General features: G+C 65.1%; 18 protein-coding genes. 11 read left to right on the forward strand and 7 right to left on the reverse strand.

What is annotated here, in order from left to right; genetic code table 11:
• Nucleotides 1–24 precede the first annotated feature (24 nt).
• The 5 genes from FIV42_RS21225 to FIV42_RS21245 all read right to left on the reverse strand — a co-directional run bounded on the left by FIV42_RS21225 (nucleotide 25) and on the right by FIV42_RS21245 (nucleotide 8,752).
• Nucleotides 25–3,813: a calcium-binding EGF-like domain-containing protein gene (locus FIV42_RS21225; protein ID WP_141199634.1), complete on the reverse strand. Its 3,789-nt coding sequence runs from the start codon at nucleotides 3,811–3,813 to the stop codon at nucleotides 25–27.
• A 98-nt stretch (nucleotides 3,814–3,911) separates the two neighbouring features.
• Nucleotides 3,912–5,174: a choice-of-anchor D domain-containing protein gene (locus tag FIV42_RS21230; RefSeq protein WP_141199635.1), complete on the reverse strand. Its 1,263-nt coding sequence runs from the start codon at nucleotides 5,172–5,174 to the stop codon at nucleotides 3,912–3,914.
• A gap of 167 nt (nucleotides 5,175–5,341) precedes the next feature.
• Nucleotides 5,342–6,853: an ATP-binding protein gene (locus tag FIV42_RS21235; protein WP_141199636.1), complete on the reverse strand. Its 1,512-nt coding sequence runs from the start codon at nucleotides 6,851–6,853 to the stop codon at nucleotides 5,342–5,344.
• A 71-nt stretch (nucleotides 6,854–6,924) separates the two neighbouring features.
• Nucleotides 6,925–8,064 (reverse strand): sensor histidine kinase, encoded by a 1,140-nt coding sequence (locus FIV42_RS21240; RefSeq protein ID WP_168210834.1) that lies wholly within the window; start codon nucleotides 8,062–8,064, stop codon nucleotides 6,925–6,927.
• 31 nt (nucleotides 8,065–8,095) lie between these two features.
• Nucleotides 8,096–8,752: an MEDS domain-containing protein gene (locus FIV42_RS21245; protein WP_141199638.1), complete on the reverse strand. Its 657-nt coding sequence runs from the start codon at nucleotides 8,750–8,752 to the stop codon at nucleotides 8,096–8,098.
• A 220-nt stretch (nucleotides 8,753–8,972) separates the two neighbouring features.
• On the opposite strand from FIV42_RS21245, the gene FIV42_RS21250 reads away from it, so the two are divergent.
• From FIV42_RS21250 to FIV42_RS21265, 5 genes are all read left to right on the forward strand, one after another.
• Nucleotides 8,973–10,400 carry a class I SAM-dependent RNA methyltransferase gene (locus FIV42_RS21250; protein WP_141199639.1) on the forward strand — a complete coding sequence of 476 codons (1,428 nt, stop codon included), beginning with the start codon at nucleotides 8,973–8,975 and terminating at the stop codon, nucleotides 10,398–10,400.
• A 122-nt stretch (nucleotides 10,401–10,522) separates the two neighbouring features.
• Complete coding sequence (locus FIV42_RS21255; protein WP_141199640.1) at nucleotides 10,523–12,343, forward strand: hypothetical protein; 1,821 nt, start codon at nucleotides 10,523–10,525, stop codon at nucleotides 12,341–12,343.
• Nucleotides 12,343–12,873, forward strand: a complete 531-nt coding sequence (locus FIV42_RS30300) for a hypothetical protein (protein ID WP_168210835.1) — start codon at nucleotides 12,343–12,345, stop codon at nucleotides 12,871–12,873. The genes FIV42_RS21255 and FIV42_RS30300 overlap by 1 nt, the downstream gene beginning before the upstream one ends.
• Nucleotides 12,874–12,904: 31 nt before the next feature.
• Nucleotides 12,905–13,759 (forward strand): NAD-dependent epimerase/dehydratase family protein, encoded by an 855-nt coding sequence (locus FIV42_RS21260; protein WP_168210836.1) that lies wholly within the window; start codon nucleotides 12,905–12,907, stop codon nucleotides 13,757–13,759.
• A 31-nt stretch (nucleotides 13,760–13,790) separates the two neighbouring features.
• Complete coding sequence (locus FIV42_RS21265) at nucleotides 13,791–14,171, forward strand: hypothetical protein (protein ID WP_141199642.1); 381 nt, start codon at nucleotides 13,791–13,793, stop codon at nucleotides 14,169–14,171.
• 130 nt (nucleotides 14,172–14,301) lie between these two features.
• On the opposite strand, the gene FIV42_RS21270 is transcribed toward FIV42_RS21265, so the two are convergent.
• Both FIV42_RS21270 and FIV42_RS21275 read right to left on the reverse strand, forming a co-directional pair.
• Nucleotides 14,302–16,350 (reverse strand): response regulator, encoded by a 2,049-nt coding sequence (locus FIV42_RS21270; protein ID WP_141199643.1) that lies wholly within the window; start codon nucleotides 16,348–16,350, stop codon nucleotides 14,302–14,304.
• A gap of 260 nt (nucleotides 16,351–16,610) precedes the next feature.
• Nucleotides 16,611–17,762 carry a 4-hydroxyphenylpyruvate dioxygenase family protein gene (locus tag FIV42_RS21275; protein WP_141199644.1) on the reverse strand — a complete coding sequence of 384 codons (1,152 nt, stop codon included), beginning with the start codon at nucleotides 17,760–17,762 and terminating at the stop codon, nucleotides 16,611–16,613.
• A 330-nt stretch (nucleotides 17,763–18,092) separates the two neighbouring features.
• Here FIV42_RS21275 and FIV42_RS21280 point away from each other — a divergent pair, with 330 nt between their 5' ends.
• The 6 genes from FIV42_RS21280 (at nucleotide 18,093) to FIV42_RS21305 (ending at nucleotide 25,338) form a co-directional block, all read left to right on the forward strand.
• Nucleotides 18,093–18,683, forward strand: coding sequence for an HD domain-containing protein (locus FIV42_RS21280; protein ID WP_141199645.1), 591 nt, complete (start codon nucleotides 18,093–18,095; stop codon nucleotides 18,681–18,683).
• Between the two features lie 23 nt (nucleotides 18,684–18,706).
• Nucleotides 18,707–19,708, forward strand: coding sequence for an NAD-dependent epimerase/dehydratase family protein (locus tag FIV42_RS21285; RefSeq protein ID WP_141199646.1), 1,002 nt, complete (start codon nucleotides 18,707–18,709; stop codon nucleotides 19,706–19,708).
• A 163-nt stretch (nucleotides 19,709–19,871) separates the two neighbouring features.
• The gene (gene cpaB, locus FIV42_RS21290) at nucleotides 19,872–20,735 is read left to right on the forward strand and encodes a Flp pilus assembly protein CpaB (protein ID WP_141199647.1); all 864 of its coding nucleotides are present in this window, start codon (nucleotides 19,872–19,874) and stop codon (nucleotides 20,733–20,735) included.
• 260 nt (nucleotides 20,736–20,995) lie between these two features.
• Nucleotides 20,996–22,435 (forward strand): type II and III secretion system protein family protein, encoded by a 1,440-nt coding sequence (locus FIV42_RS21295; RefSeq protein WP_168210837.1) that lies wholly within the window; start codon nucleotides 20,996–20,998, stop codon nucleotides 22,433–22,435.
• A gap of 42 nt (nucleotides 22,436–22,477) precedes the next feature.
• Nucleotides 22,478–24,361: an ATPase, T2SS/T4P/T4SS family gene (locus FIV42_RS21300; protein WP_141199649.1), complete on the forward strand. Its 1,884-nt coding sequence runs from the start codon at nucleotides 22,478–22,480 to the stop codon at nucleotides 24,359–24,361.
• Nucleotides 24,362–24,486: 125 nt separating this feature from the next.
• Nucleotides 24,487–25,338: a type II secretion system F family protein gene (locus tag FIV42_RS21305; RefSeq protein WP_141199650.1), complete on the forward strand. Its 852-nt coding sequence runs from the start codon at nucleotides 24,487–24,489 to the stop codon at nucleotides 25,336–25,338.
• Nucleotides 25,339–25,350 lie beyond the last annotated feature (12 nt).

Genomic DNA, 25,350 nt, shown 5'->3' on the forward strand with positions numbered 1-25,350 from the left:
CAGGGCGCGGCGTCCGCCTGCGCCTTACTGAATATCCATGCACATCCCCAGATACACCGTCCCTTCGGGAATCTCGTAATAACTCGACGTCAGGCCGAGCCTCTGGTCGCTCGAGTCGGTCGTGTAGATGAGGTCGTAGGTGCCCGGCATGATCTTGGTGGTCGTCGACAGCGACCCGCCGCTATTGCTCGGGTTGTTGTAGCGGCCAAGCTGCACCCAGACGCCTGTGTTGCGGTCGACGGCGTAGACCGAGAAGGCGTAGTACGGGTCGGTCACCTCCGGATCTTGGCCCATGAACGTGATCGTGGGGTCGTAGGGCACGGGGGTGACGTCGAAGGCGAGCGCGTTGTTCGACGCGTCGATGGTCACGCCGCGCTGCAAGATGACGGTGCCGGCGGGGATATCGTAGTAGCTCGTCGTCAGGCCCAGGGTCCGGTCGACCGAGTCGGTGGTGTAAACGATATCGTAGGTGCCCGGCATGATCTTGGTCGTGGTCGACAAGGACCCGCCGCTATTGCTCGGGTTGTTGTAGCGGGCGAGTTGGACCCACACGCCCGTCTCCTGCTCGATGCCGTAGATGGAGAAGGCGTAATACGGGTCGGTGACCTCGGGGTCCTGGCCCTCGAAGGTCACGTCCACCGTCACAGGCGTGGGCGTGACGTCGATATTCAGCGTGTTATTCGACGAGTCGATGGTCACGCCACGCTGCAAGATGACGGTGCCGGCGGGGATCTCGTAGTAGCTCGTCGTCAGGCCGAGCCGCTGGTCGGTCGAATCGGTGGTGTAAACGATGTCGTAGGTCCCCTCCATGATCTTGGTGGTCGTCGACAACGTGCCGCCGCTATTACTCGGGTTATTGTAGCGGGCGAGCTGGACCCACACGCCCGTCTCCTGCTCGATGCCGTAGATAGAAAAGGCGTAGTAGGGGTCGGTAACTTCGGGGTCCTGACCTTCGAAGGTCACGTTCACCGTCACGGGCGTGGGCGTCACGTCGATATTGAGCGTGTTATTCGACGCGTCGATGGTCACGCCGCGCTGCAAGATGACGGTGCCTGCAGGGATATCGTAGTAGCTCGTCGTCAGGCCGAGTCGTTGGTCGGTCGAGTCGGTCGTGTAGACGATGTCGTAGGTGCCCTCCATGATCTTGGTAGTCGTCGACAACGAGCCGCCGCTATTGCTCGGGTTGTTGTAGCGGGCGAGTTGGACCCAAACGCCGGTCTCCTGCTCGATGCCGTAGATCGAAAATGCATAGTAAGGATCGGTCACCTCGGGATCTTGGCCCTCGAAGGTCACGTTGACGGTGACCGGCGTGGGCGTGACGTCGATATTCAGCGTGTTATTCGACGCGTCGATGGTCACGCCGCGCTGCAAGATGACGGTGCCGGCGGGGATATCGTAGTAGCTCGTGGTCAGGCCGAGCCGCTGATCGGTCGAGTCGGTGGTGTAGACGATGTCGTAGGTGCCCTCCATGATCTTCGTCGTGGTCGACAACGAGCCGCCGCTATTGCTCGGGTTGTTGTAGCGGGCGAGTTGGACCCACACGCCAGTTTCTTGCTCGATGCCGTAGATCGAAAAGGCGTAATACGGGTCGGTCACCTCGGGGTCTTGGCCCTCGAAGGTCACGTTGACGTTCACGGGCGTGGGCGTGACATCGACGCTCAGCGTGGACGAGCCGGCCGGGATCACCACGTCGTGCTGCAAGATGACGGTGCTTGCGGGGATATCGTAATAGCTCGTGGTCAGGCCGAGTCGTTGGTCGGTCGAATCGGTGGTGTAGACGATGTCGTAGACGCCCGGCATGAGCTTGGTGGTCGTCGACAGCGAGCCGCCGCTATTGCTCGGGTTGTTGTAGCGAGCGAGCTGGACCCACACGCCTGTCTGCTTTTCAATCCCGTAAATCGAGAACGCGTAATACGGGTCGGTCACCTCGGGGTCTTGGCCCTCGAAGGTGACGTCCATCGATACGAAGGCGACGGGAATGTCGATGGGGCCGATGGGCGTGGTCGAGGTGCAGCTCGTGCCCGGCCCGGGCGCCGCGCACGTCGATTGCAGTTGGCCGACGCATTGGCCCTGGGCGTCGCAGGCGTCGCCGGTGGTGCACACGATGCCGTCGTTACAGGTCGTGCCCGTCGCCAGGGTCTCGAGCACGAAGCTCTGGGTGGCGTTGTCGCAGGTCGTGTACTGCTCGCAGGGGCCCGGGTCGGCCGGCGGCTGCGGCACGTTGCGCGCTACGCAGCCCTGGGCGTCGGCGTCCGAGGCGCTCGGCACGCACGACTCGACGCCGGTGCACCACAGGGCGTCGTCGCAGGCGGTGTCGTCGGGGGTGTGCGAGGCGATGCCGCCCGAGCAGGTGTCGGCGGTGCAATGGACGCCGTCGTCGGGCACGTTGGTGTCATCGTCGATGTTGACGCAGCCGCCCTGAGCAGGGTCGCACACGTCGTCGGTGCAGGGGTTCTGGTCGTCGCAATCGAGCGGGGTCGACCCGACGCATTGGCCGCTCTGGCAGGTCTGGCCCACCAGGCACACGTCGGTCGAGCAGCTCGTGCCGTCGGGCTCGGTGGTGTGCTGGCAGACGCCACCCACGAGCGTGTCGACCGTGCAGGGGTTCCCGTCGTCGCAGTCGGGGGTGTAGCACTCGGCCTGACCGTTGCCGTCGACGCGGCAGGCTTTGTTCTGCGCGGCGCAGGTGTCGGGCAAGCACGGGTCGTCGGTGCAGCCGCCCTGGCCGTCGGGGTGAAAGCCCGTGTCGCACTCGCACACGTAGGCGCCGCTGCTCGACACGCAGCTCGTCTTGTTGGGTTCGGTGCACGGGTTGGGCAGGCAGGGATCGGTGGTGCAGCCTCCCTGGCCGTCGTCGTGGAAGCCGTTGGCGGTGTCGCAACTCGAGCAGTCGTCGCCCGCGTAGCCCGAATCACACGCACACGAGATGATCCCGCCGGTGTCGTCGCAAGTGCCGTTGCCCGAGCAACTGTCGGGTGCGCACGTCTCGTCGGGCACGCAGGCGTCGTCCTCGAGGTGGTAGCCCGGGTCGCACGCGCAGCTCGTGCCGTTGGTGTCGGCCTGGCAGATGGTGCGGTTGGGGTCGGTGCACGGGTTGGGCAGGCAGGGGTCGGTGGTGCAGCCGCCCTGACCGTCGGGGTGATACCCGTTGACGTCGTCGCACGCGCCGCAAAACTCACCTTTCCAGCCGTCCTCGCAAGCGCACGAGACCTGCCCTTGGGTGTCGTCGCAAGTGCCGTGGCCGTTGCAGGTCGTCGGCATGCAGCTCTCGTCGACCACACAGGCGCCGTCTTCGTCGTGGGTGCCCGCCGGGCACTGACAGACGGCCGCCCCCGCGTCGACCACGCAGACCTTCTCGGGCCCGCAGTCGACGAGCGAGCATGGGTCGTCGGTGCAGCCGCCTTCGCCGTCGCTCATCCAGCCGTCGGCGGTGTCGCAGTCCGCACACGCCGGGCCGGTATAGCCGGTCTCACACGCGCAGGTCGGCTCCCCGTCGACCTCCGAGCAGGTGCCGTGGCCGTTGCACGTCGTCGGCTCGCAGGCCGCGTCGGGCACGCAAGAACCTGCCTCGTCGTGGGTGCCCGCGGGGCACTCGCACACGGCTTGGTCGTCGCGCACGACGCACTCACGCCCGCCGGTGCACGAGTCGGGGTCGCACGGCGAGGCGGCGTCGACATCCGCGTCGGCGTGGGCGTCGATCCCGGCGTCCGGCTGGGGCTGCTCGACCTTGTTGTTGGTGGTGGTTTCGTCGCAGGCGGCCAGGCCGACCGCGAGCACCAACATGGAGAAGAAGACACAGAGCCGGCGGGTCATGAAAGTCTCTCGGGTCGCAAAAGATTCGAGGGGGGCAGGTTGTCCAGCGTGTTCGGCGGATGATGACAACCGGGAGCGCGCAGATCAAGCGGGATTGCTCATTCCTCGACGTCGCATACGCGGGTGACATACATGGTCTGCTGGCCGATGTCACCGCCGCCGCCGTCCACCCAATACCCACCACCCGGCGACAGGTCGACGATGCGTCGGACCTCGTAGCCTTCGACCCGGATATTGTCTCCGGCGCTCACCGTGCCGAGCTGGCGCGCTGCTTCGTCGGAGCCGTTGATCGTCAAGATGTTGATGAGGGTGCTTCCATCCTCCAGCGTGCAGGCTGCACCTTCCCAGCGAAACGAGGCGCCGTTATTGGACACGATACATCCTTCGTGGGTGAACGAGCCGGTGGCGGTGAGGATCGCGCTGCGCAACAAGGTGGCGTACGACTCGTTGACCCCGTCGACCTCCTGGACGATGCCCCCGTACGAGACGATATCGGTCGACTCGAGCTCGAGCCGGTAGTTCTGGACATCTTCGGGAGGAGGCGGGACGTCGCCACGCGGATCGCTGCAGCGGGGGCGCTCACCAATACCGACCCCGCGCACCGAGATTTGCTCGATCGTGGTGGAGTCGTCGGTGAGCGCGAGCGTCGTCTGGTACGGCTCGCGTGCGGCCGGTGCAAACGTGACTTGAACCTCGAGCCAATCCATCGGGGCGAGTGTGGCGGGCAACGCGGGCGATGACGAGCCGAGTTCAAAGGCTTCGGGGGCGTCTGGGGCGAGGGAGGCCTGACCGATCGACACCTCCTCTCCGCCCGCTGCGGCCAAATTGACACATTGGACGGCGGCGGACTCGGTGTTGCCCACGGGGACGTTGCCAAAGTCGACGCTCGAGCAGCGCAGTGCCTCGTCACAGGGCCCGCCGACGGCGACCTGAACGGCCAACGGCACAAAGCTGCCGCCGGTGGAGGTTCGGTAGCGCACGTCGAGCGTCGACTTGGCGAGCAGGTCGCACCCGGTAGGAGCGTTCGGCGAGGGCGTAAACGTCACCTCGAATGTAGCGCTCGCTCCGCTGGCGACCGTCGACGGCAGGCTGTCCGTGACCACGCTGAAGCTGCCCGCCGAGCTGGCGCCCTCCTGCAGAAAGCTCGCGCGAAGATCGCGCGCGGCAGCCGAACCGGTATTCTCGAGGAGCACTTCGAGCGTGACGGGGCCGGATGCTGGATCGACGTCGGTGGCGACGATCGTGTGGGAGTTCGTGACGAGTTCGGCGGTGCCGGCGTCGTCACCGCAGCCGGTCGCGCTCGCGAGGGCGACGAGGAGGGAGAGCCAAATCGAGGTCGGGTTTGCGGCAATTCTATACATCTTCAGTCCGCTGATACTTGTTTAGTTCGCACGTACTTGTTTAGTTCGCACGTACTTGTTTAGTTCGCACGTCCTTGGGGGGGGAGGCCGTGTTGCTCGACGGCCACAGTCTACCCCTGCGATTCGACGTTTCAAGCAGAGTTGCCTCGGCGCAGGGAGGCGCCAACCTATCGGCGGGAGGTCAGGCGCTCGTCGATCAGCGCCCGCAGCATGCTCGAATCGATGGGCTTTTCGAGCACATGATTCGAGCATCGGTTCAGAAACTGGACTGCGCGCGGGGTGAACGCGCCGCCGGTCAAAAAGAGGATCTCGTCGGCCAGGTCGGGAGAGGTCTCGGCGAGCTGCTCGAAGAAATCCATGCCGGTCATGTCGGGCATCATCAGGTCGCACAAGATCACGTCGAACCGCTCGCCGGCTTGCAGTCGAGCCAGCGCCTTGGCCGCGCTGGTCTCCACCTCGACGTCGTGGTCGGGGCGCAGCGTGCGGCTGAGCGAGCGGCCGATCAACGGCTCGTCGTCGATGAGCAGGATGCGCGCCCGCGTCTCGTTTGGCGCCGAGGAGACCGGCTTGGCCGTGTTGTGCGGCGTGTCTGCATGCGGCAGCTTGATGCGCGCGGTCGTTCCCTTTCCCGGTTTGCTCTCGAACTCGATCTCCCCGTCGTGCGCCTCGACGATCTGCTGGCAGATATACAGGCCAAGCCCCGTTCCCTGGCCCACCGGTTTGGTGGTGTAGAAGGGGTCGAAGATACGCGGCAGCTGCTCGGTGGTGATGCCCCCGCCGCTGTCTTGTACTTCGACGATGACCCAACTGTCGTCGGTGCGCGTACGCACGATGATCTGATTGTCCCCGCGCGAGCCCTCCTCGATGGCGTGAGCCGCATTGATCAGCAGGTTCAAGAAGACCTGGCCCAGCTTGTTCTCGTTGCCGAAAAAGCGCGCCGTGTCGTCCAGCTCGAGGACGAGCTTGGCGCGGTGGCGGATCTCGTTGGAGACCATGCGCAGCACCGACTCGATGACCGCGCGGGCCGACAGCGAGGTGCGCGCGTCGTCGTCCGACGGCGAGAAGGTGCGCAGTTGGCTGACGATGTCGCGGATGCGCGTGCTGCCCGAGCGGGCGTCCTGGAGCGCCTCGCGCACTGAGTCGAGCCCCTCGCGGCCCTCGAGTTGCTCGAGGGCGAAGTCGATATTGGCGGTCACGAACGTCAGCGGGTTGTTGATCTCGTGGCCCACCCCGGCGGCGAGCGTGCCGGCGGCGATCATGCGGTCCATCTGCATCATGCGCGCGGTCATCTTCTGCCGCTCGGTGATGTCGCGAGCGATGCTGGCGATGGCCGGCTCGCCGTCGAAGGTGACCCGCCGGGCGGTCAGCTCGGCCAGCCACACCGAGCCATCCTGGCGCAGCAGCCGGGTCTCGCGCACGGGGATGAGCTCGCCGTCCAGCAGTCGGCCCACGCGCTCCTGCAGGGCGGCGTGCTCGTCGGGGTGGACAAAGTGGTAGACCCAGGTGCCCAAGACTTCCTCGGCGCTGTCGAGGTGGAACAGCTCCAGAAAAGAGGGGTTGATGTACAGAAATTGTCCGTCGCGGTGGATGGCGATTCCGTCGGGCGAGTGCTCGATGACCTCCCGAAAGTCTCCCTCGGAGACGCGTGGGGGCGAGTGGTGCTGCTTCGAAGAACTCACGGAAACTGCCTGTGCATCAATCGGTTCGGGGTGAGCGATGCTTCGACGGTAACAGAACCGAGGGGCAGCGGCTACGCCGAAGTAGCCGGTCGGGCCTCGTCAAGCTCGTCGATCAAAGGAAGCCGCACGCAGAAGGTCGTGCCGTGTCCCGGGCCTGCGCTGTCGACCTCGACGGTGCCGCCGTGGGCGTCGACGAGCCCTTGGACGAGCGAGAGCCCCAGTCCGATGCCATCCTGGGGCTCGCTATGCGGGTCGCGAAGCTGCTTGAAGGGGGCGAAGAGCGTGTCGAGCAACTCTTCTTCGATGCCCACGCCGGTGTCGCACACCGAGACGACGACCTCGCTGGGGTTGGCAAGACACTCCGCGCTCAATTCGACGCGCCCGGGCGCCTCGGTGAACTTGCGGGCGTTGTCGAGCAGGTTGTCGAGCACCTGGGTCAGCCGCGTGCGATCGCCCTCGATGGGCATCGGCGTGTCGGGCAGTGAGACGACGAAGTCGAGGCCGGCCTTGTCGAAGCGCGGCCGGTGGTCGTGGGCGGTATGCTCGAGGAGTTCGCGCAGATCGAGCGGCTCGCACTGCAGGTGCAGCCGCTCCCGCGAAATGCGCGCCACGTCGAGCAGGTCGTCGACCATGCGCTTAAGGTGCGCCGACTGGCGTTTGAGCACGGCCACCGCCCGGTCGAGGTACTCGTCGTCGATGCCCAGCACGTCGAGGATGGAGATGGCGTTGAAGATGGCCGCCAGTGGGTTGCGAAGCTCGTGGCCGAGCAGGGCCAGAAAGTCGTCCTTGTACGCGAGCTCGTCGGCGAGGCGTTTGCGCTCGCGTTCGAGTTGGCGCTGGGTTTTCTCGAGGGCGATGGCGCGCTCGCGATTCTCCACCTCGGTGGCGATGGAGTTGGTGAGGTTCTTGAGAAAAGGCTGGTACGGCTCGAAGCGGGTGAGGTCGTCGATCTCGACCTCGAGGGCGCCGTAGCTCGCCGTGGCCGTGCGAAGCTCGATGCTTCGGTGCTCGGGGCCGGTCGGCGTCGTCTCGGTCGGCGTACCCGGATGGCTCTTGGTGCTGATGCGCAGTGTCGACGCGGCCAGGCCGGGCACGGACATCAGGCCGCGCTCGATCATCGCGGCAATCTGCTCGTAGGTGGGCACCACGTGGAAGCTCGTCTGCAGCGAGCAGATCATTCCCAAAACGGCCGGATCACGATCAGTCTCCATTCTCAGACTCCGCATATTCAGAGCTTCTCATTCAACAGCTGTCCTCGGGTCGGCAGGCCTCGTCGGCGTCGACGCGCCGGCGATACTCGTCGATGAACTCCTGTGGGTCGCGGTAGTACGGGTTGAGCACCAGTTGCCCGCGCACGATCATGTACGGGTGGACCTGCAAGACATCCATCAACACGTCGCCCGGGAATTGGCGTGCGTCGTACTGGCAGATGCCCGTGCAGGGATAGTGCTTGAAGAGCTCGTTGACCTGCGCCTCGTACTCCATGGCTGTCTCGGCGCACTCGATCTCACCGGCCGCCCAGTTCATCTCGCCGGTGCAGCGTGCCCCCGAATAGCCCTCGTCGATGGCGTCGGCGTAAAAGGTGCGCACCTCCTCGAGCATCGCCTCGGCCGAGAAACGCCCCTCGGGCGCATAGGCCGACTCGGTCGTCTCGACGAGCGCGTCGCACTTGTCGGCCAAGTCGACCCCCATCTGCTGCATGCGCTCGCGAAGCTGCGCGGGGGCGAGCGTGTCGGAGACGTACAACAACTTCTCGTTGTCCTCGCAGCCGGCCTTGAAGAACTTGGCGAGCGTCTCGAGGCGCTCCTCGTCGCTCGAGTAGATGTAGCAGATGTGGCTTCCGCTCAGCGGGTGCTCGTCGCTGAAGCCGAGGTTGATGGGGCGGCGCTCGTAGGACATGGGATACTCCCTGAGTATGGACTACTTGCGGTCTCAGGCGTCGGGGCGTGTGGGCTTTCGAAGGAAACAGCCAATCGCTAAACATGGCCACGAGGCAGGGCGCGACAACGTCGCGCGCGGCAGGGCGCAATCCGGCGTTGTATCGGGAGCGGTGAATGCCTATGTTGCCCGAGACGTTAGAATCTGTGCGGCTCACTCGAACTTCGACCCAGTTAGCGACGTGGACGAACGCACGCTCGAACAAATCATTGCGCAAGGCACCGTCGACGTGGTCATCGATGACTACGGGTTCACCGGCGAGGGCTACGTGCGCCTGGCCGATGGCTGGTTGTCGGTGCACGGCACCTTGCCCGGCGAGAAGGTGCGGGTGCGCGTGGATGTGGGCGAGGAGCACGGACGACGCATCTTCGGCATCCTCGAGCAGGTCCTGGACGCCTCGCCCGAGCGCCGCGACCCGCTGTGCGCGCGAGACGCGGTGTGCCGGGGTTGTCAGCTGCGCCACGTGACCGTCAACGAGGAGCTCGGCTACCACGTGCGCACGGTGCGCGAGGTCATCGAGAAATTCGCCGGGGTGCCCGAAGACGAGCAGCCCCACTGTGAGATCATCACCCCGCAGCCCATCGCGCGCGGCGACGCGTTTCGCATCCGCTCGGCGCTGACCTACCGTCGCACCGACGACACCTGCGAGCTCGGCTTGAACACGCCGGTCCAAGAGGCGCTCGTGCCGATGTTCGACTGCCCGGCGCTCACCACCCCGGTGCGCCGGCTGGTGGCCACGGTGCGCGAGGCCTTCATGGAGCTCGACGAGCTCCCCTGGGATGAGGCGATGGCCCTGCGCGCCCGCGACGAGGGCGCCGAGATCGCCCCGGCGATCCGCACCGTGAGCGTCGCCTCGCCGGTCATCGGCCGCGGGTTCGTCGACGTGCGCTTGAGCGAGATCGCCGGCGAAGACGTGCTCGAGCGCGCCATCACCGAAGGTCCGGTGGCCGCGCTGGTCGCCCGCCTCGAAGAGATGCTGCCCGACGAGGTCGGCCTGGCCGTGTCGGTGGGCGAGCGCCGCGCGCACTTGAGCGGCCCCGAGCGCCTGCTGCTGCCCATCGCCGGGTTGAAGATCGAGGTCGGCTACGAAGACTGGTTCCCGGCGACGATCGCGCCGTCCGACGCCCTGTACGACGCGCTCTTGGAGCTTTTGGACCTGCGCGAAGACGACGCCTTTTTGGACGTCGGCACGGGCATCGGCACCATCGCCATTCTGGCCGCCAAGCGCGTCGAGCGCGTCGTCGGCGTCGACATCAACCGCAGCTCGGTGTCGACCGCCGAGCTCAACGCGGTCGCCAACGAGGCGACCAACGCCGAGTTCGTCGTCGGCGGTTGGGAGAACGCGCTGCGCAAGCTCACCCTCGACGGCCAAAGATTCACCGCCGCGAGCATCAACCCCATGCGCGAGCCCCTGGGCAAGCGCGCGCTCACCTACCTCAAGGCGCTGGGCGTGCGCCGGCTGGTCTACCTGGGCCCGTCGCCCGCCTCGGCCGCCAAAGACATCGGCGAGCTCCGCCAGATGGGCTGGAAGCTCGACCACCTGGCCGCCGCCAATATCCACCCGGCGACCTACCACACCATGTTGGTGGCGCGGTTGACGCTCGACTGACGCACCACCTCCCCAGCCGCTACGCGATTGGGCGGGCCGCCTGCGTGATTTGACAATCGATGCCTTTTCGATGACCGTGCTTCCAAACTTTGAAGCCAATTTTTTCCGCACGAAAAGGCACCATGCGGCATACAGTACGAACTTCTTTGATTGGTCTGGCCACGGCCCTGCTCCTTACAGGCGCTGCCGGCTGCGGTGACGACAACTCACAAGACGGGGCGAATAACGGCGAGCCCGACGCGTACTCGGCTCCGGATTGGGAGATCAACCGGATGTTCCCGAGTCAGGGGGCCACGTCGAAGGAATTCGAGGGCTGTCTGTACAGCTCGCCGATGCCCTACGAGCGGGACGGCGCGACCGAGATCGTGGCCCTGGGCGCCGAGGGGACGCTCGCCGGACTCGACCCCGACACGGGTGCCGAGCTGTGGAGCCTCGAGCTGCCGACCCCTGACGGGGAGGGCGTCTTGTCGATCGCCCAGCCGGCGTTCATCGACGAGCATCGCATCTTGATCGCGTATCACAGCGTGCCTGGAAGCGCCGAAGAGGTCGATCCGAACACCCGCCGCCTCACCCATCGCGTGGCCGTGGTCGATCTGCAGAATCGTCAGGTCGATCCCGCGTTTGGCGACATCGCTCTCGAGGCCACGGTCGACGGCAACGACGACAAGACGGTCTCGTTCGACCCGGCGTATGCCCTGATTCGCCCGGACGTCGAGATCGGCAAGGTCGACGGGGACACTTTTGGCAAGGCGTATATCACCTCCGGGAACGCCCGTGATATCCAACCCTGGCACGGGTGGGCGTTCGAGATCGACGTCGATGCCTGGCACGAGCAGGGGGCTGACGCCTCGGTCTCTTCGGTATTGGTGACCACACCCGAGCCCGCCGAAAACTGTGGCCCGGAGGGCTCGTCGGGCTCGCGCGAGCGCCTGTGCGGCGGCGGTCTGTGGGCTCCGTCGGGGCCGTTGGTTCTCGACCAGCCCGGCGGCTACGAGCTGGTGCTCGCTCCGGGCAACGGCCAGCTCGACTTGGCGCGCAACGACTACGCGAACACGCTGATGCGCACCGGTCCCGGGCTCGACTTCGACCCGGCCTGCGACCCGGATGCATGCGCCGACTTCGACTCCGACGCCCCCTCGAACGCCTGCATCGAGTCGTGCGAGAACCTGTGGATTCCGCGGCTCACCGGCCAGGACGACGAGCCGCCGCAGGTATGGGACAACCGCTGCGACGGGCTGACGCTTTTCGAATGCTGGCAGCAGCTCGATTATATCGGCGGCAGCACCCCGGCCTACGTCGAGGTCGGCGAGTACAAGACCCTGAATTACCCCACAAAGGACGGCCATCTCTACATGGTCGACCAGACCCATTACGGAACTCAATTCGACCGCCTCAAGCTTGTGGAGAATTGCGGCACGGCCGACGATCCGTGTCGCTGGACCTGGGCGGGCATGGCGGTGACCGAGCCGGTGGTGGCCTGGGACGGCGACACGCCGATCATCATGACCCCGACGTTCATGCCCGATAAGACCCACCCGGCCGGCGTGGTGGCCACGACCATCCGCGCCACCGACGACGGCCCGGTCTACGAGCGTCTCTGGGAGTTCCCCTCGTTCGATACGGACGCGGCCACCGAGCGATTCCGCCGCCACCCAAGCCGCATGACGCTGTCGACGCTGGGCGACGAGGGGCGCCAGATCGCCTGGATCGTAGACATCGCCTCCGGGCCCGACAACAAGGGACAACTGGTGGCCATCGACGTGCTCGATGGCACGCGGGTCTTCGAGACCACGCTGGGCGACCGGGGCCGCCGATACACGGTGCCGCTGGTGGTCGACGACCGGGTCTACGTGTCGTCTTGCTCGGGCGACTTCGGCCCGGGGCATGTCGAGGGCTTCCAGATTACCCGGGAAGATAGCGGCGCTGCCGACGGAGGTCTGTGATGCGACGGGGTAGAGCAGAGACCATCGCCGTAATAGCGTCACTCCTCATCACCGCGCTGGCCGTCGGATGCGGTGACAACGGCGGCGATGCGCCCGAGGGGCTGGTCTCCTCGGACTCCTGTTCCTCCGGTCTGGTCTGGGAGGGCGGCAGCCAAGGCTCGGCGCTGATGCACCCGGGCGGCGACTGCATGGGTTGTCATAGCTCCAACGACGACGCTCCCTCATTTGCCATCGCCGGTACCGTCTACCTCGACGAGCAGGCCGACGATGATTGCGCCGGCGTCGAGGGCGCGATCGTGGTCGTCGAGGACGACGAAGGGCAAGTGCTCGAGTTGCCGACCAACCGCGCTGGCAACTTTTTCGCGCGCGACGCCGACGTCGACTTGTCCATGCCCCTGCAGGTCAAAGTGCGCTACGAGGGAAACGAGAAGGTCATGCAGGAGCCGCTGTACAGCGGCAACTGCTACAACTGTCACAGCGGCCAAGACGCCGTCCGCGCGCCGGCCCGGGTACTGGCCCCGGCGCCTTGATTCCTCTTTCCCAACGCATCGAGACACCACCATGCAACGCGCCCTGGTCATCGGAGCCACCGGCTTCATCGGCGATCACATCTTGCGGGCCCTTGTCCACAAGGGCGTCGAGGCGGCCGCCATGCGCCGCTGGAACAGCCAGGCGTCCTCGCTCGGGGGCCTGGGCGTCGAGTCGATCGTGGCCGATCTGCTCGACCGCGAGACCCTCGTCGAGACGCTGGCCGGCTTCAACTACGTCTTCGTGGCCTCGGCGCCCGACCCGTCCAAAGACGAGTGGGCGTACCTGCGCGAGAGCGTCATCGGCATGCGCAACCTGCTCGCGGTCGCCCGGGACGCCGACGTCGAGCGGGTGATCGTGACGAGCTGCGCCTCGACGATCGCCCCGCCCACCAGAGGGCGCGTCTCCACGGCCGCCGACGTCTACCTGCCGGGCACCGCGCAGTCGAACGTGGTCGAGGCGCAATACGCCGTCGAGCAGGAGTGCTTCCGCCAGGCGGCCGACGGCATGGATCTCTTGATCCTCAACCCCGGCATCTGCATCGGCGACGGGGCGGTGCTCCCGTCGAGAAAGCTCCTCAAGAAGGTCTCCGACGACGCGCCCATCAACGTCGTCGACGTCGACGACGTCGCCCGCGCCCACGTCGCCGCCAGCGTGCGCCAGTCGTTCGGCGAGCGCTTCGTGCTCGGCGGCGAGAACACGACCGTGGGCGAGCTGTACGCGCGCCTGGAGCCCGCCGGCCCGCAGGCCGCGCGTCTGGGGCGCTACGAGGTGCGCCTGAGCGACGACCCTGCCGAGATCCGCCACCTGCCTCTCTTTCGCCAGGGTGTCTGGCTCGACAACTCGCGCGCCGAGCGCGAGTTTGGTTTTCGGCCGCGCTCGCTGTGAGCGACGGCGTTTCGACGCCGAACCATCCCCGTTGCAAATTCTGCAAAGGCGTTTCGGCGCCGCCGAACCCGTGCTGCGATCTCTGCATGGGCACTTTGGCGCCGCCGAACCTGTGCTGCGATCTCTGCAAAGGTGTTTCGGCGCCGCCGAACCTGTGCTGCGATCGCTGCGAAGATGTTGTGGCGTCACCGGCGCCGGCCTGCGATTTCTGCACAGGCACTTTGGCGCCGCCGAACCCCACTGCGGTGGATTGCAGGGGGCGCTGAACGACGTCCAACCGCCGTTGCAGACTCTGCAGGGGCGGTTGGGCGTCGTCGATCCGCCTGTGCGGTGTTTGCAGGAGGACTTCGTCGTCGCCGAAGTGCTCGTGTGGAGTTGGAGGGGGCAAAACACGGTGTCTGATACCGTGTGAGGCTCGCACGTCGACCACGCGAGGTTTGCTCCAAAGGTCGCCGTCGTTTGGAGGCAGCGCTTCCAGCGCTGGTTGCATGAGGGTACGGCCTTGCAACCAGGACAAGATGCCCTACCTCCAAAGGTCGCCGTCAATCGGAGGCAGCGCTGTTGTCGCAGAAGATCTGATTGCGCCCCGCCGCCTTGGCGGCGTAGAGGCGCTCGTCGGCGGTCTTGAGCAGTTGGTCGGCCTCTTGGCCGTCGCCGGGGACCTGAGCGATGCCGGCGCTGAAGGTGACCTGGAAGGTCTGGCCGTCGGCGCCCTCGAATTCGACGGCTTCGAACTCCTTTTGGATGCGCTCGAGCACCTTCTTGGCGGTAGCGGCGTCCTCGTTGACGATGGCGATGGCGAACTCCTCGCCGCCCCAGCGGCCGCGCAAATCTTCGAAGCGAAACCGGTTCTGCAGCAGGCGGCCGAGCCCGGCGAGGACGCGGTCGCCGGCGATGTGGCCGTGGGTGTCGTTGATCTGCTTGAAGTGGTCGAGGTCGAGCAGGCAGAAGGCCAGGGGCTTGCCTTTGCGGCGCACCTCCGAGATGCGCGCGGCGACTGCTTCCAAAAAGGCGCGGCGCGTCAGCAGGCCGGTGAGCACGTCGCGGTCGGCGCGCTGGCGCATCAGCCGGCTGCGCTCGATGCGCACCTCGACGCGGGCGAGCAGCTCCTCGGCGGCGACCGGTTTGAGCAAAAAGTCGTCGGCGCCGCCGCGGAAGGCGGCCACCCGGGCGTCGAGGCCGCCCTTGTCGCTCACGAAGACGATGGGCAAATCTTGCCAGCGCGGGATTGTGCGAAGCATCCGACACAGGTCGAACCCGCTCACCCCGCTCATCGTCGCGTTGATGACGACCGCGTCGGGGTTGGTGCGCTCGAGTTGTTGGAGGACGTCGGTCGAGTCGTCGAGGTGAGCCAGGACCATGTCGTGGGCGTCGAAGAGGCGGCGGGCTTGGCCCACGAAGTCGCGGTCGTCGTCGATGACCAGCACGGTGGGCTGGGCGGCGCGCTTGAGGGAGACGAGCTGGTGGACGGCCTGGCTGAACTCGGTGCTGTCGACCGGCTTGTCCAAGAAGAGCACCGCACCGGCGTGGGCGGCTTGGACGCGGTCGCGCAGCTTTCCCTCCTCGGAGATAAACGCCAGGGGGGTGGGCTTGGCCTCGCCGCGGGCGCGGATCTGGCGCACGAGCGAGAAGGCGTCGAAGTCGTCGCCCATGTCGACGTTGATGAAGATCGCCTCCGGTCCGCTCGCACACTCGTCGAGCTTGTGCAGCGCCTCCTGGCTCGAGGTCGCCTGACACACATGGATGAGCAGTTGGTCACCCAGGGATTGGGCTTTGTCGACGAATTCCTGGTCGTCGTCGACCAAGAGCACCGTCGAGGTCGGCGGCGGGGCGGAGTTGGTGGGCTCGTCGCCCGCGCCGTTGTCGCGGTTGCTCTCCAGGTGCAGCGAGGATGCGCGCGCGTTTCTGAGCGCGGTGTCGACCGCGCTCCACGCGCTCGTTCGCTCCTCGGGGCAGACCTCTTCGACGCGTTCGAGCGCCTGCTCGAGGGCGCCGGCGGACTGACCCACGTCGAAGTAGCCGTGGCGGCCGGCCACGCTCTGCAGGCGCCGGGCGACCTGCCGGGCGTCGCTCAACTGGTCGGCGCTCACCGGCTCGCGGCGCGCGCTGCGCACCTGATCGGACAGCTCCTCGAGCTCGGCGCGAAGCTCGTCGATGAACGCCTCGCGCATGTCGCCGACCTCGCGCTCGACGGTCGAGTCGGCGGTCAGCGTCTCGGTGTCGGGCGCCTCGAGCAGGTTGTCGATCTGCACGCCGAACTCGAGCGGGGCGATGGGCTTGTGCAAGACCAGCTCGACGCCGAGCTCGCGGGTCAGCTGGTCGTACAGCCGCGAGTCCTGCTGGAAGAAGGTCGACAAGAAGACGACCTTGGCCGCGCCCAGCTCGCCGCAGCTCGCCTTCAGAAAGCCTGTGCCGGTGGCGTCCTCGAGCTCGCTGTCGACCACGCATAGGTCGACGGGCCGACGGGCGACCTGCTCGCGGGCGCTCTGGGCGCTCTGGGCGTGTAATACCGAGTGGCCGCGTCGCGACAAAATGCGCGCGTACAGTTCGCGGCGGCGCTGATCAGAGTCGATGAGCAAAATTGTCTTCATGCGATCGAGGCGCGGAGGCGTTGGGCTTGGATTGGTAGAGGAGGTCTCTACCGAAGGAAGGTAACCGCTTGGGGCGGGGTGAGAAGGGGGAGGAAGGGTGAGGAGTAGGACTTGCAGAGATCGAGACGCCCGCTACATAGGCAATTAAGGACATAGGGGCTGCGAGCCGACCAAGAGTGGCGATTCGCAGCCCCTATGTCCTTAGATGCTCATGTAGAGGGCGTGGCGCACCTGCAAGGCGAGCGCGCGGTCAATTCATCCTATTCAGACGTCCCTGCCAGCTCGCCCAGCTGGTCGCGTTCGATGGCTTCGAAGAGCGCGCGGAAGTTGCCGCCACCAAAGCCCTTGTCGCCCTTGCGCTGGATGAGCTCGATGAAGAAGGGGCCCGCCTCGGGCTCGTCGTAGAAGAGGGCGGCTTCCTTCATGAAGATCTGCAGCAGGTAGCCGTCGTCGGAGCCGTCGACCAGGATGCCCAGGTCCTCGAGCACCTGCCAGTCCTCGTCGATCTCGTCGACGCCTTGCTCGGCGAGCGTTTCGGGGCGGGTCTCGTAGTAGGTCGACGGGGTGTACAGAAAGTCGATGCCGCGCTCGCGAAGCTCGCGCACCGTCTCGATGATGTCCTCGACCTCGAAGGCGGCGTGTTGGACGCCCGGGCCGCCGAAGTCCTCGAGGTATTTCTGGATCTGGGAGCGGTTGAAGAAGGGGCGCATCGGCTCGTTGTTGGCGAATTTGGTGCCGCTCTCGGCATCCCAGGTCACGATCGACTTGAGCCCCGAGCCGACGCCGGCGTCCGGGTTGACGTCGCTGGTGTGGAAGGCGATCTCCCAGAACTTCTCCATGCCGAGCACGTCGGTATACCAGTCGATATACGGCTTGAGCGTCCGCATATTCGAGGTCAGGTGGTCGATGGCGCCGATGGCAAACTCGTTGGTCTCGTCGTGGTCGAGGTCCTCGAAGCCGGGGGCGTAGCCGGTGTACTCGGTCTTTTCGACGAAGCCGAAGGTGGCGTTGCCCAGGGGGCTGGCGATCTCGAAGCGTCGGTAGCGCCCGCCGTCGACCTCGTCGACCTCCATCTCGTCGATGAACGTCGCGCCGCGCTCCTCGAGGCGGTCCCAGGCTTCCTGGGCGTCGCGCACGCGGAAGTTGACCGTGGCGATGCCTGCCGGGTGAAACTGGCGGTGGTAGGCGCCGAAGGAGTCGTCGCGCTGCGACTCGATGACCTCGATGGTCACGTCGCCGGCGTGGAAGACCTCGGCGCGGTCGCCGGTCTGCTCTTCCCATTGCGGGGTCGACTGGGCGATCTGAGTAAACCCGAGCTTGTCGGTGTAGAACTCGCGGCTGCGGTCGAGATCGAGCGACACGAAGCGCAGCCCGTCGTAGCCGAGGATGCCGAGATTCTTGATATCCGCCATGGTAAGCCTCTTGTGTTCAGTTTGTTGGAAGGGTTCTAAATTGTACGATTTCGACTAGCGAAAAATTTGCGTGGTGTAAAGGTTGGGGGCTGCGTATGAGTAGGGCTTGCAGGGAAGAGTGGGGCTTGCAGAGATTGGGGCGCCTGCTATTGAAGTAGTTAAGATTTAAGGGCGGACGATGCGCCGCGTTTGCGCGAGGCGGTGCGATACGCCAATAGCCACGTGGCTTATCAGCAAGACGACCGCTTCGCGCAAACGTGTCTGGTCGTCCGCCCCTAAATGGTAGTTCCACGTAAATAGCGGACGTGACTCATCTGCAGGGCCGACTCTATGAACCTCCAAGCACACGCCGACGACTTACTGCGCCTGGTCGCGCGCACCGAACGCCTCGAGAGTTTTCCGCGCTCGGGCTGGGTTGTTTGCGGTGTGCAGGGCCCCGAGTCGGTGGCCGCCCACGTCTACGAGACTACGCTCATCGCCATGTGGCTGGCCGACCGAGTCGAAGAGAACGTCGACACCGAAAGGGTGTTGCGAATCGCCTTGTTGCACGACATCGGCGAGACGCTGCTGACGGATCTGCCGTGGCCGGTCAAGAAGTTCATCGGCAAAGATGCGATCGCCGACGGGGAGGCGCGCGCGGTCGACGAGGTGCTCGCCGACGCACCGCAGGGCTGGCGCGAGGCGGTGAGCGCCTACGAAGACGCCGACACCCTCGAAGCGCGCATCGTCAAGGCTGCCGATCGCATCCAGATGCTCGCCAAGAGCCTGCAGTACCGCGCCCAGGGGCGGGGCGACGTGCAGCGCTTTTGGGAGGGGACGCGAAATTTCGAGGACTACGGCATCCCGCTGGTACGCGCCGTGCTCGACCGGCTGCGCGAGCACTGGGACAATGACGACTGGTATCCCGCCGACTACGACTGAGCCGACTACGACTGAGTGAACTGATGGCAGACAAGCCCAAAATACTGGTTCTCGGAGCGACCGGCTTTCTCGGGGCGCATATTGCCCGCACGCTGGCCGAGCGCGGCTATCCGGTGCGCGCCACCAAGCGTGCATCGAGCAAGACCTGGCACGTCGCCGACGTCGACGTGGAGTGGGTGGAGGCGGATCTCGACGACCCGCAGAGTCTCGACGGCGCCCTGGGCGGATGTCTGGGCGTGATTCACTCGGCCGGGTTCTACCCGCGCGACGGCCTCGATGTCGACGCGGCACGCCGCCGCGGCGTCGACCAGCTGCGAAACTTGCTCGACGCCTGCTCGCGCCACCGCATCCCGCGGATCGTGTACGTGTCGAGCCCGGCGACGCTCGGCGTGGGCGAGGGGCCCGAGGCGGTCCTCGACGAGGACGACCAGTACGTGCCTGGGACCGTGGCCAACGCCTATTACGAGTCGAAGTGGGCGATGGAGGCCGAGCTGTATCGCTACCTGCGCCGGGGCGTGCCGGCCGTGATCACTATTCCGGGGGCGGTCTTCGGGCCGGGTGACATCAAGCCGTCGACCGGTGAGTTTTTGTTGGCGGTCGCTCGGGGGAAGCTCCCGGCGGTGGTGGGCGATGTGCTCAACGCGGTCGACGTGCGCGACGCCGCCGACAGCATCGTCAACGCCCTGGAGCGGGGCCGGCCGGGGCGTCGCTATATTCTGGGCGGCGAAAACCTCGACGTCGATCGCTTCGTCGAACTCGTCGGGGAGCTGGCCGGCGTCGACAAGCCCCGATTCCACCTGCCCGCGACGCCGGTGCGCCATCTGGCGCGGCTGACCGAGCGGCTGGGACGCAAGGTCGGTGTCGATGTGCCCCCGATGGTCGTCGGCGTCGAGCTCGCGGCCTTTTCGCGCAAACTCTGCAGCGATCGCGCCCGCGCCGAGCTCGGCCACGAGTCCCGCGCGCTGCGAAACACCCTCGCCGACGCGCTGGCGTGGTTTCGCGAGCACGACTACCTGGTGACCTGACACGGAGCCGTAACTGTAAATAGCTGGACCGATTTTTCGGTGTCTGCTATTGTACTTCGTGTTTACAACGCAAATGCGGCAAGTGAGTATATAACGGCGCCCGCGTCATACGGCGGCGTCGCCGATCACCGGGCTCCGAACTACCTCTCGGGAGGCTATCCCCATGGCGAAGAAGAAATTGCTCATCGCGGCGGTCATCGTCGGCGCGTTCGCCGCGCTGCTGGTGTACCTGTACCACACGCAGCAAGAGAAGAAGGTCAAAAACCTGATGAAGAATCAGGTCGAGGTCATCAAGGCTGCGCGTGACATCCCGGCGGGCACCCCGCTGACCGAAGACAAGGTGACCAGCGAGAAGGTCCCCCAGCGCTTCTTGCCGCCTAACCCGGTGCTCAAAGAAGACTTCGACATTTACGCCGGTCAGCCCGTCTCCTCTTCGATCGAAGAGGGCGCGATGATCTTGACCAGCGACTTCAACGTCAAAGAGGTCTCGAGCAACCTTTCGAGCAAGATCCCGCCCGGCGAGCGCGCCATGTCGATTCCGGTCGACAACATAAGCGGCGTGTCCGGATTGCTTCGCCCCGGTGATCGCGTCGACGTGCTCGGCACCTTCCCGGTCAGTAGCGAAGACCAGGTCATCCGCGAGGCCGGTGGCGGCCAGAGCGTCGGTTACGTGACGATGACGCTGCTGCAGAACGTCACCCTGCTGGCCGTCGGCCAGGAGATTTCGGGCGTCGCAGCCGGCAAGCAGCAAGGCGGCGGGCGTGCCCGCGGCGGCTACAGCACGGTCACCGCGTCGGTGACCATCGACGAGGCCGAGCTGTTGACCATCGCTCAGACCCGCGGCGAGCTGATGTTGCTGCTGCGTCACAACGAGGACGTCGAGATTGGCGGCGTCAAGCGCAAGACCCTCAAGCAGGTCCTTCAGGACCTCGAGGTGCTCAACCGCGAGCGCAAGAAGCGCGTGAAGACGCGCGTGCGCAAGAAGAAGGACGACACGATCAAGATTTATCGCGGCACGGATAAGTGATCGGTGGTCGCCACGAAGAGCAAAAGCGGTGCGGAGTGAACTCCCGGAGAGATACGACCGTGAGAGGGCTCCGCACCGCTTTTTCGTGGAAGCAGTTCAGCCGGACGAGAACTTGTCACAAGGTCACTTATCAGAAAGGGCTTCTTGGGGTAGAGTGTCTCCAAAATGCCCATTCATTTTGAATTGAGCCCGCGCCGAATGATTTACGCATCCCGCCGGTCCCAAAGGGTATGGAGCGGCAAGTCGTAATGAGGAGTAAGATGAAGTTGTACAAGCGGTTGGGAGTACTCTTCCTTCTGATGTTGGCATCGACGGCGGTTACGGTGAGCATCTCGCCGACGCCGGTGCATGCGCAGGCGCCAGATAAAGAATTTACCATTTCGGTGGGTGAGACCTTGACCTTCAGCGGGCGCGGCGTGCGCTCGGTGAGCATCGGTCTGCCCCAGATCGCCGACGCGCAGGTCGCCGACAACCGCCAGTTGATCGTCACCGGCAAGCAGCCGGGCACGACCACGATCAACATCTACGGCAGCAGCGGCCAGAAGACGCTTCTGATTCGCGTCGTCGGGACCAACCCGCAGTCGCTGGCCGAAGAGGTCCGCGAGGTGCTCGGGCCGGGCTCGGGCGTCGACGTGCGCGTGGTCAAGGGGCGCGTGCTCCTCGAAGGCGAGGTCGCCGGCGAGAAGTTCAAGCGCAAGATCGAGGCGCTGACCACCCTGTATCCCAACCAGGTGCTCAACTTCACGACCTACCGCGAGGCCTTCGTCGAAGGCGCGCGCATGGTCGCCGTGGACATCTACTTTGTGCAGCTGGCCACGACCAACCGCGACCAACTCGGTGTGAAGTGGGGCCAATTCATCGGCGCCAACTACACCTTCGGTAGCGGCGACGTGCCGCTGTACTACGGCAACGAACTCGACGACGGCGTCACTCCCGGCAACACCGGGACGCTTCTGTCGAACCCGGCCGCGCTGACCGGTGGCGACGGCATGACCTCGTACTGGTCGCTGGTCGGCCAGGTCAACGTGGCGCTCGATTTCCTCGTGGAGAATGGTCTCATCAAAACGATCAGCCACGGCACGATCGTGACCGAGGCGGGCAAGACGGCCAGCTACCACAACGGTGGTACCTTGCTCATCCGCATCGCCGGGCTGTCGGCCACCGCGCTTCGTGAAGTCCCCTACGGCCTCAAAGTCGAGATCAAGCCGGTCATCGACGCCAACGACAACGTCAAGCTCGAGGTCGTGCTCGACTACAGCGAGCTCGACTACGCCAACGCCGTCAACGAGGTGCCCGCGCTGCGCAACAACGCGGTGGAGAGTGTCGTCAACACGATGGCCGGTCAGTCGGTGCTCGTGTCGACCCAGGAAAACCTGAACAACACGTCGAACTCGACCGGTTGGTACATGCTGTCGCGCATTCCCATCTTGGGATGGCTCTTCAAGAGCCGCAACTACGTGGCGACCACGCTCGACAACGCACTGTTCATCACCCCGCGCGTCTACGAGCCGGGTGAGAAGACCCACGATGAGTACATCGACGGGGTCTTCAAGCAGTTGATCGAGTCGGGCGCCGAGCCCGAAGATCTGCCCGACCTCGACGACGTCGATAGCGGCGGTGGTTCGGCCCCGGCGAATAATGCCACCGGCAACTCTCAGTCCGGCGGCGGCGCCAACGCCCAGCCGTCATTGCTCGAGTGAGCCGTCTAACTGGCTCCGTCTTTTGAAAAGCCGCATGGAACGATGAAGCAAATACGCGTGCTGGACAACAAGGGGCAGGAGTATCTGTATCCTGTCGAACAACCGGTGGCCGAAGTCTCCATCGGGCGGAGCAAGAGCAACGACATCATCCTGAGCAGCAAGACGGTCAGCCGTCGACACGCCATCATCAAGATCATGGGCGACCGTATCTTGCTGGTGAATCAGTCGGCCAACGGTGTGGTCGTCAACGGCGAGCGCATCGACCGAGTTCAGGAGATGGAGCTCGGTCAATTCGCCACCATCGACATCTACCGCTTCTGCGTCGAAGAACAGGCGAGCGCGCGCCCCCCGTCGCGTACGCCTTCGCGCTCGAACGGTCGAAGCCAGCGGCGCGTCGAGCGATCCTCGCGTCTGGGCGGCGGTTCCGGGCGCACCAACCGCTCTCGGGCGACCGAGGCGATGCCGGCGGCCAGTCGAAGTGGTGCGGCTGGCCAGATGACCGCCGAGCGCAGCCAACCTCGTGCTCGCGACAACGACTCGCCGTTGGGCGGTCACGCAGACCTCGACAGTTACCTGGGCGACATCGCCCCCGACGAAGACTACAAAGAGCCGCGCATCAACCTGGCCGGCGAAGAGGCGCAGGTCTTCGACCGTCAAAAGCGCCGTGCGCTCGTCGAGTTCAAGGCGATGCTGCACGACGAGCTCAAAGAGCGTCTCGACCTGCACAGCTTCGAGATCACCGACTACCGCACGCCGCGTACGGTGCGCCAGGTGTCCGAGCGCCTCAAGCAGCTGCTCGAGATTCACGCCCACGAGATCCCGCCGCCGTTTACCCGCGACGACGTCTTCAAAGAGTTGATGGACGAGGTGTGCGGTCTGGGGCCCATCGAGGACCTCATCAAGCACCGCAAGGTCAGCGAGATCATGGTCGTCGACCGCGACCATATCTACGCCGAACTCGACGGCAATATCGTGCTGACCGACCGCTTCTTCAACGACGAGAAGTCGATGATGACGGTCATCGAGCGTATCGTCATCCCGCGGGGCCGGCGCATCGACGAATCGAACCCGCTGGTCGACACCCGCCTGGCGGACGGCTCGCGTGTCAACGCGGTCATTCCGCCGCTGGCGCTCAAAGACCCGTGCCTGACCATTCGTAAGTTCCCGGAGGACCGCCTCGGGGTGGGCGATCTGGTCAACTTCGAGAGTTTGACGCCCGAGATGGCCAAATTCTTGGGGCGCGCGGTGCGGGCGCGAAAGAATATCATCATCTCCGGTGGTACCGGCTCGGGTAAGACGACCTTGCTCAACGTGCTGTCGAGCTTCATCGGCCAGACCGAGCGCGTGGTGACCATCGAGGACGCCGCCGAATTGCAGCTCCAGCAGGATCACGTGGTCAGCTTGGAGACCAAGCCGCCCAACGTCGAGGGCAAAGGCGAAGTGTCGATTCGTGACCTGGTCAAAAACGCGCTGCGTATGCGTCCCGACCGTATCGTCGTCGGTGAGTGTCGTGGCGGCGAGGCGCTCGACATGCTCCAGGCGATGAACACCGGTCACGAAGGGTCGATGACCACGGTCCACAGCAACAGCCCCCGTGAGGCGATCGCGCGTCTGGAGACGCTGGTGTTGATGAGCGGCATGGAACTTCCGACCCGCGCCATTCGCCAGCAGATCGCCAACTCGGTCGACGTCATCGTCCAGCAGTCGCGTTTTTCGGACGGCAGCCGGCGTGTGTCGTACATCACCGAGGTCATCGGCATCAACGACGACGGCTACGTCGAGCTCGAAGACATCTACCGCTACAAGCAGACGCACGTCGACGAGAATAAGAAGGTCCACGGCTACCACATGGCCACCGGCTATTTGCCAAGTTTCCTCAACCAGTTCCTGGTTCAGGGATTGGCCGACGAGGAAGACTTCTTCTAGTCGCGCGTAGTTGCGCCGATGGTAGGTCAAAGTTACACTGACGTTCGTTGCAAAGATTCTTCGAACGAAGAGACGCGCCGCCGACCGCTGAGGCGTCGCATTTTACTCAAGCAGGAGTCACCCAGGTGCTCTATCTCTGGCTTGCACTAGTCGCGGTGTTTGTCACCGGCATTCTCGCCGTGCTCGGCGGGGGTGAATGGGTGGCGGGCCGCATCTCGCAGGAGCGAGGCGTCTACGAGCGCGTGGTCGGCAAAGAGCTGTACCGGCTCTTTTTGGACATTTCGCCGCAAGAATTCGTTCTCATCCACCTGTTCGTGATCTTGGCCGGCATCGGCCTGGGCGTCGTCTTTTTGGGCGGCATCATCGGCGGGCTCGCCGGCGGCGTGCTCGGCTTCGTGGCGCCGCGATTCTGGCTGAAGATGAAGTGGAACGAGCGCGTCAAAAAGATCAACGAGCAGGTCGAAGAGGCGATGGTCTACATGGCCAACGCCTTCAAGGCGAACCCCTCGCTGCCCGAGGCCATCGCCGACGTGACCAACTCGATGCCGCCCCCCATCAGCCAGGAACTTCAAGTTCTGTTGCGTGAGTACAAGCTGGGCACCCCGCTCGACCAGTGTCTGATTCGACTGCAGCAGCGCATGCCCGCGCGCAACCTCGAGCTGGCCATTTCGGCGCTGCTCGTGGGTCGTACCGTCGGTGGTAATATCCCTCAGATTCTCGACGACATCAGCTCGACGATTCGTGAGAGCTACCGTCTCGAGCGCGTCATCGACACCCAGACCGCCCAGGGCAAAATGCAGGCCTGGGTCATGGGAGCGATGCCGGCGGTGGTCATCGGCGTGTTCTACTTGATGGATCCGGAGTTGATCGAACCGCTGTTCAGCTCGTGGATCGGCTATATCGTCATCGCCATCGCCGTCGTGCTCAACATCATCGGCGTGGCGCTGATTCTCAAGATCGTCAATATCCGGGTCTAACGGCAAGGAACG

The organism is Persicimonas caeni (genome assembly GCF_006517175.1).
GTDB classification, from domain to species: domain Bacteria; phylum Myxococcota_A; class Bradymonadia; order Bradymonadales; family Bradymonadaceae; genus Persicimonas; species Persicimonas caeni.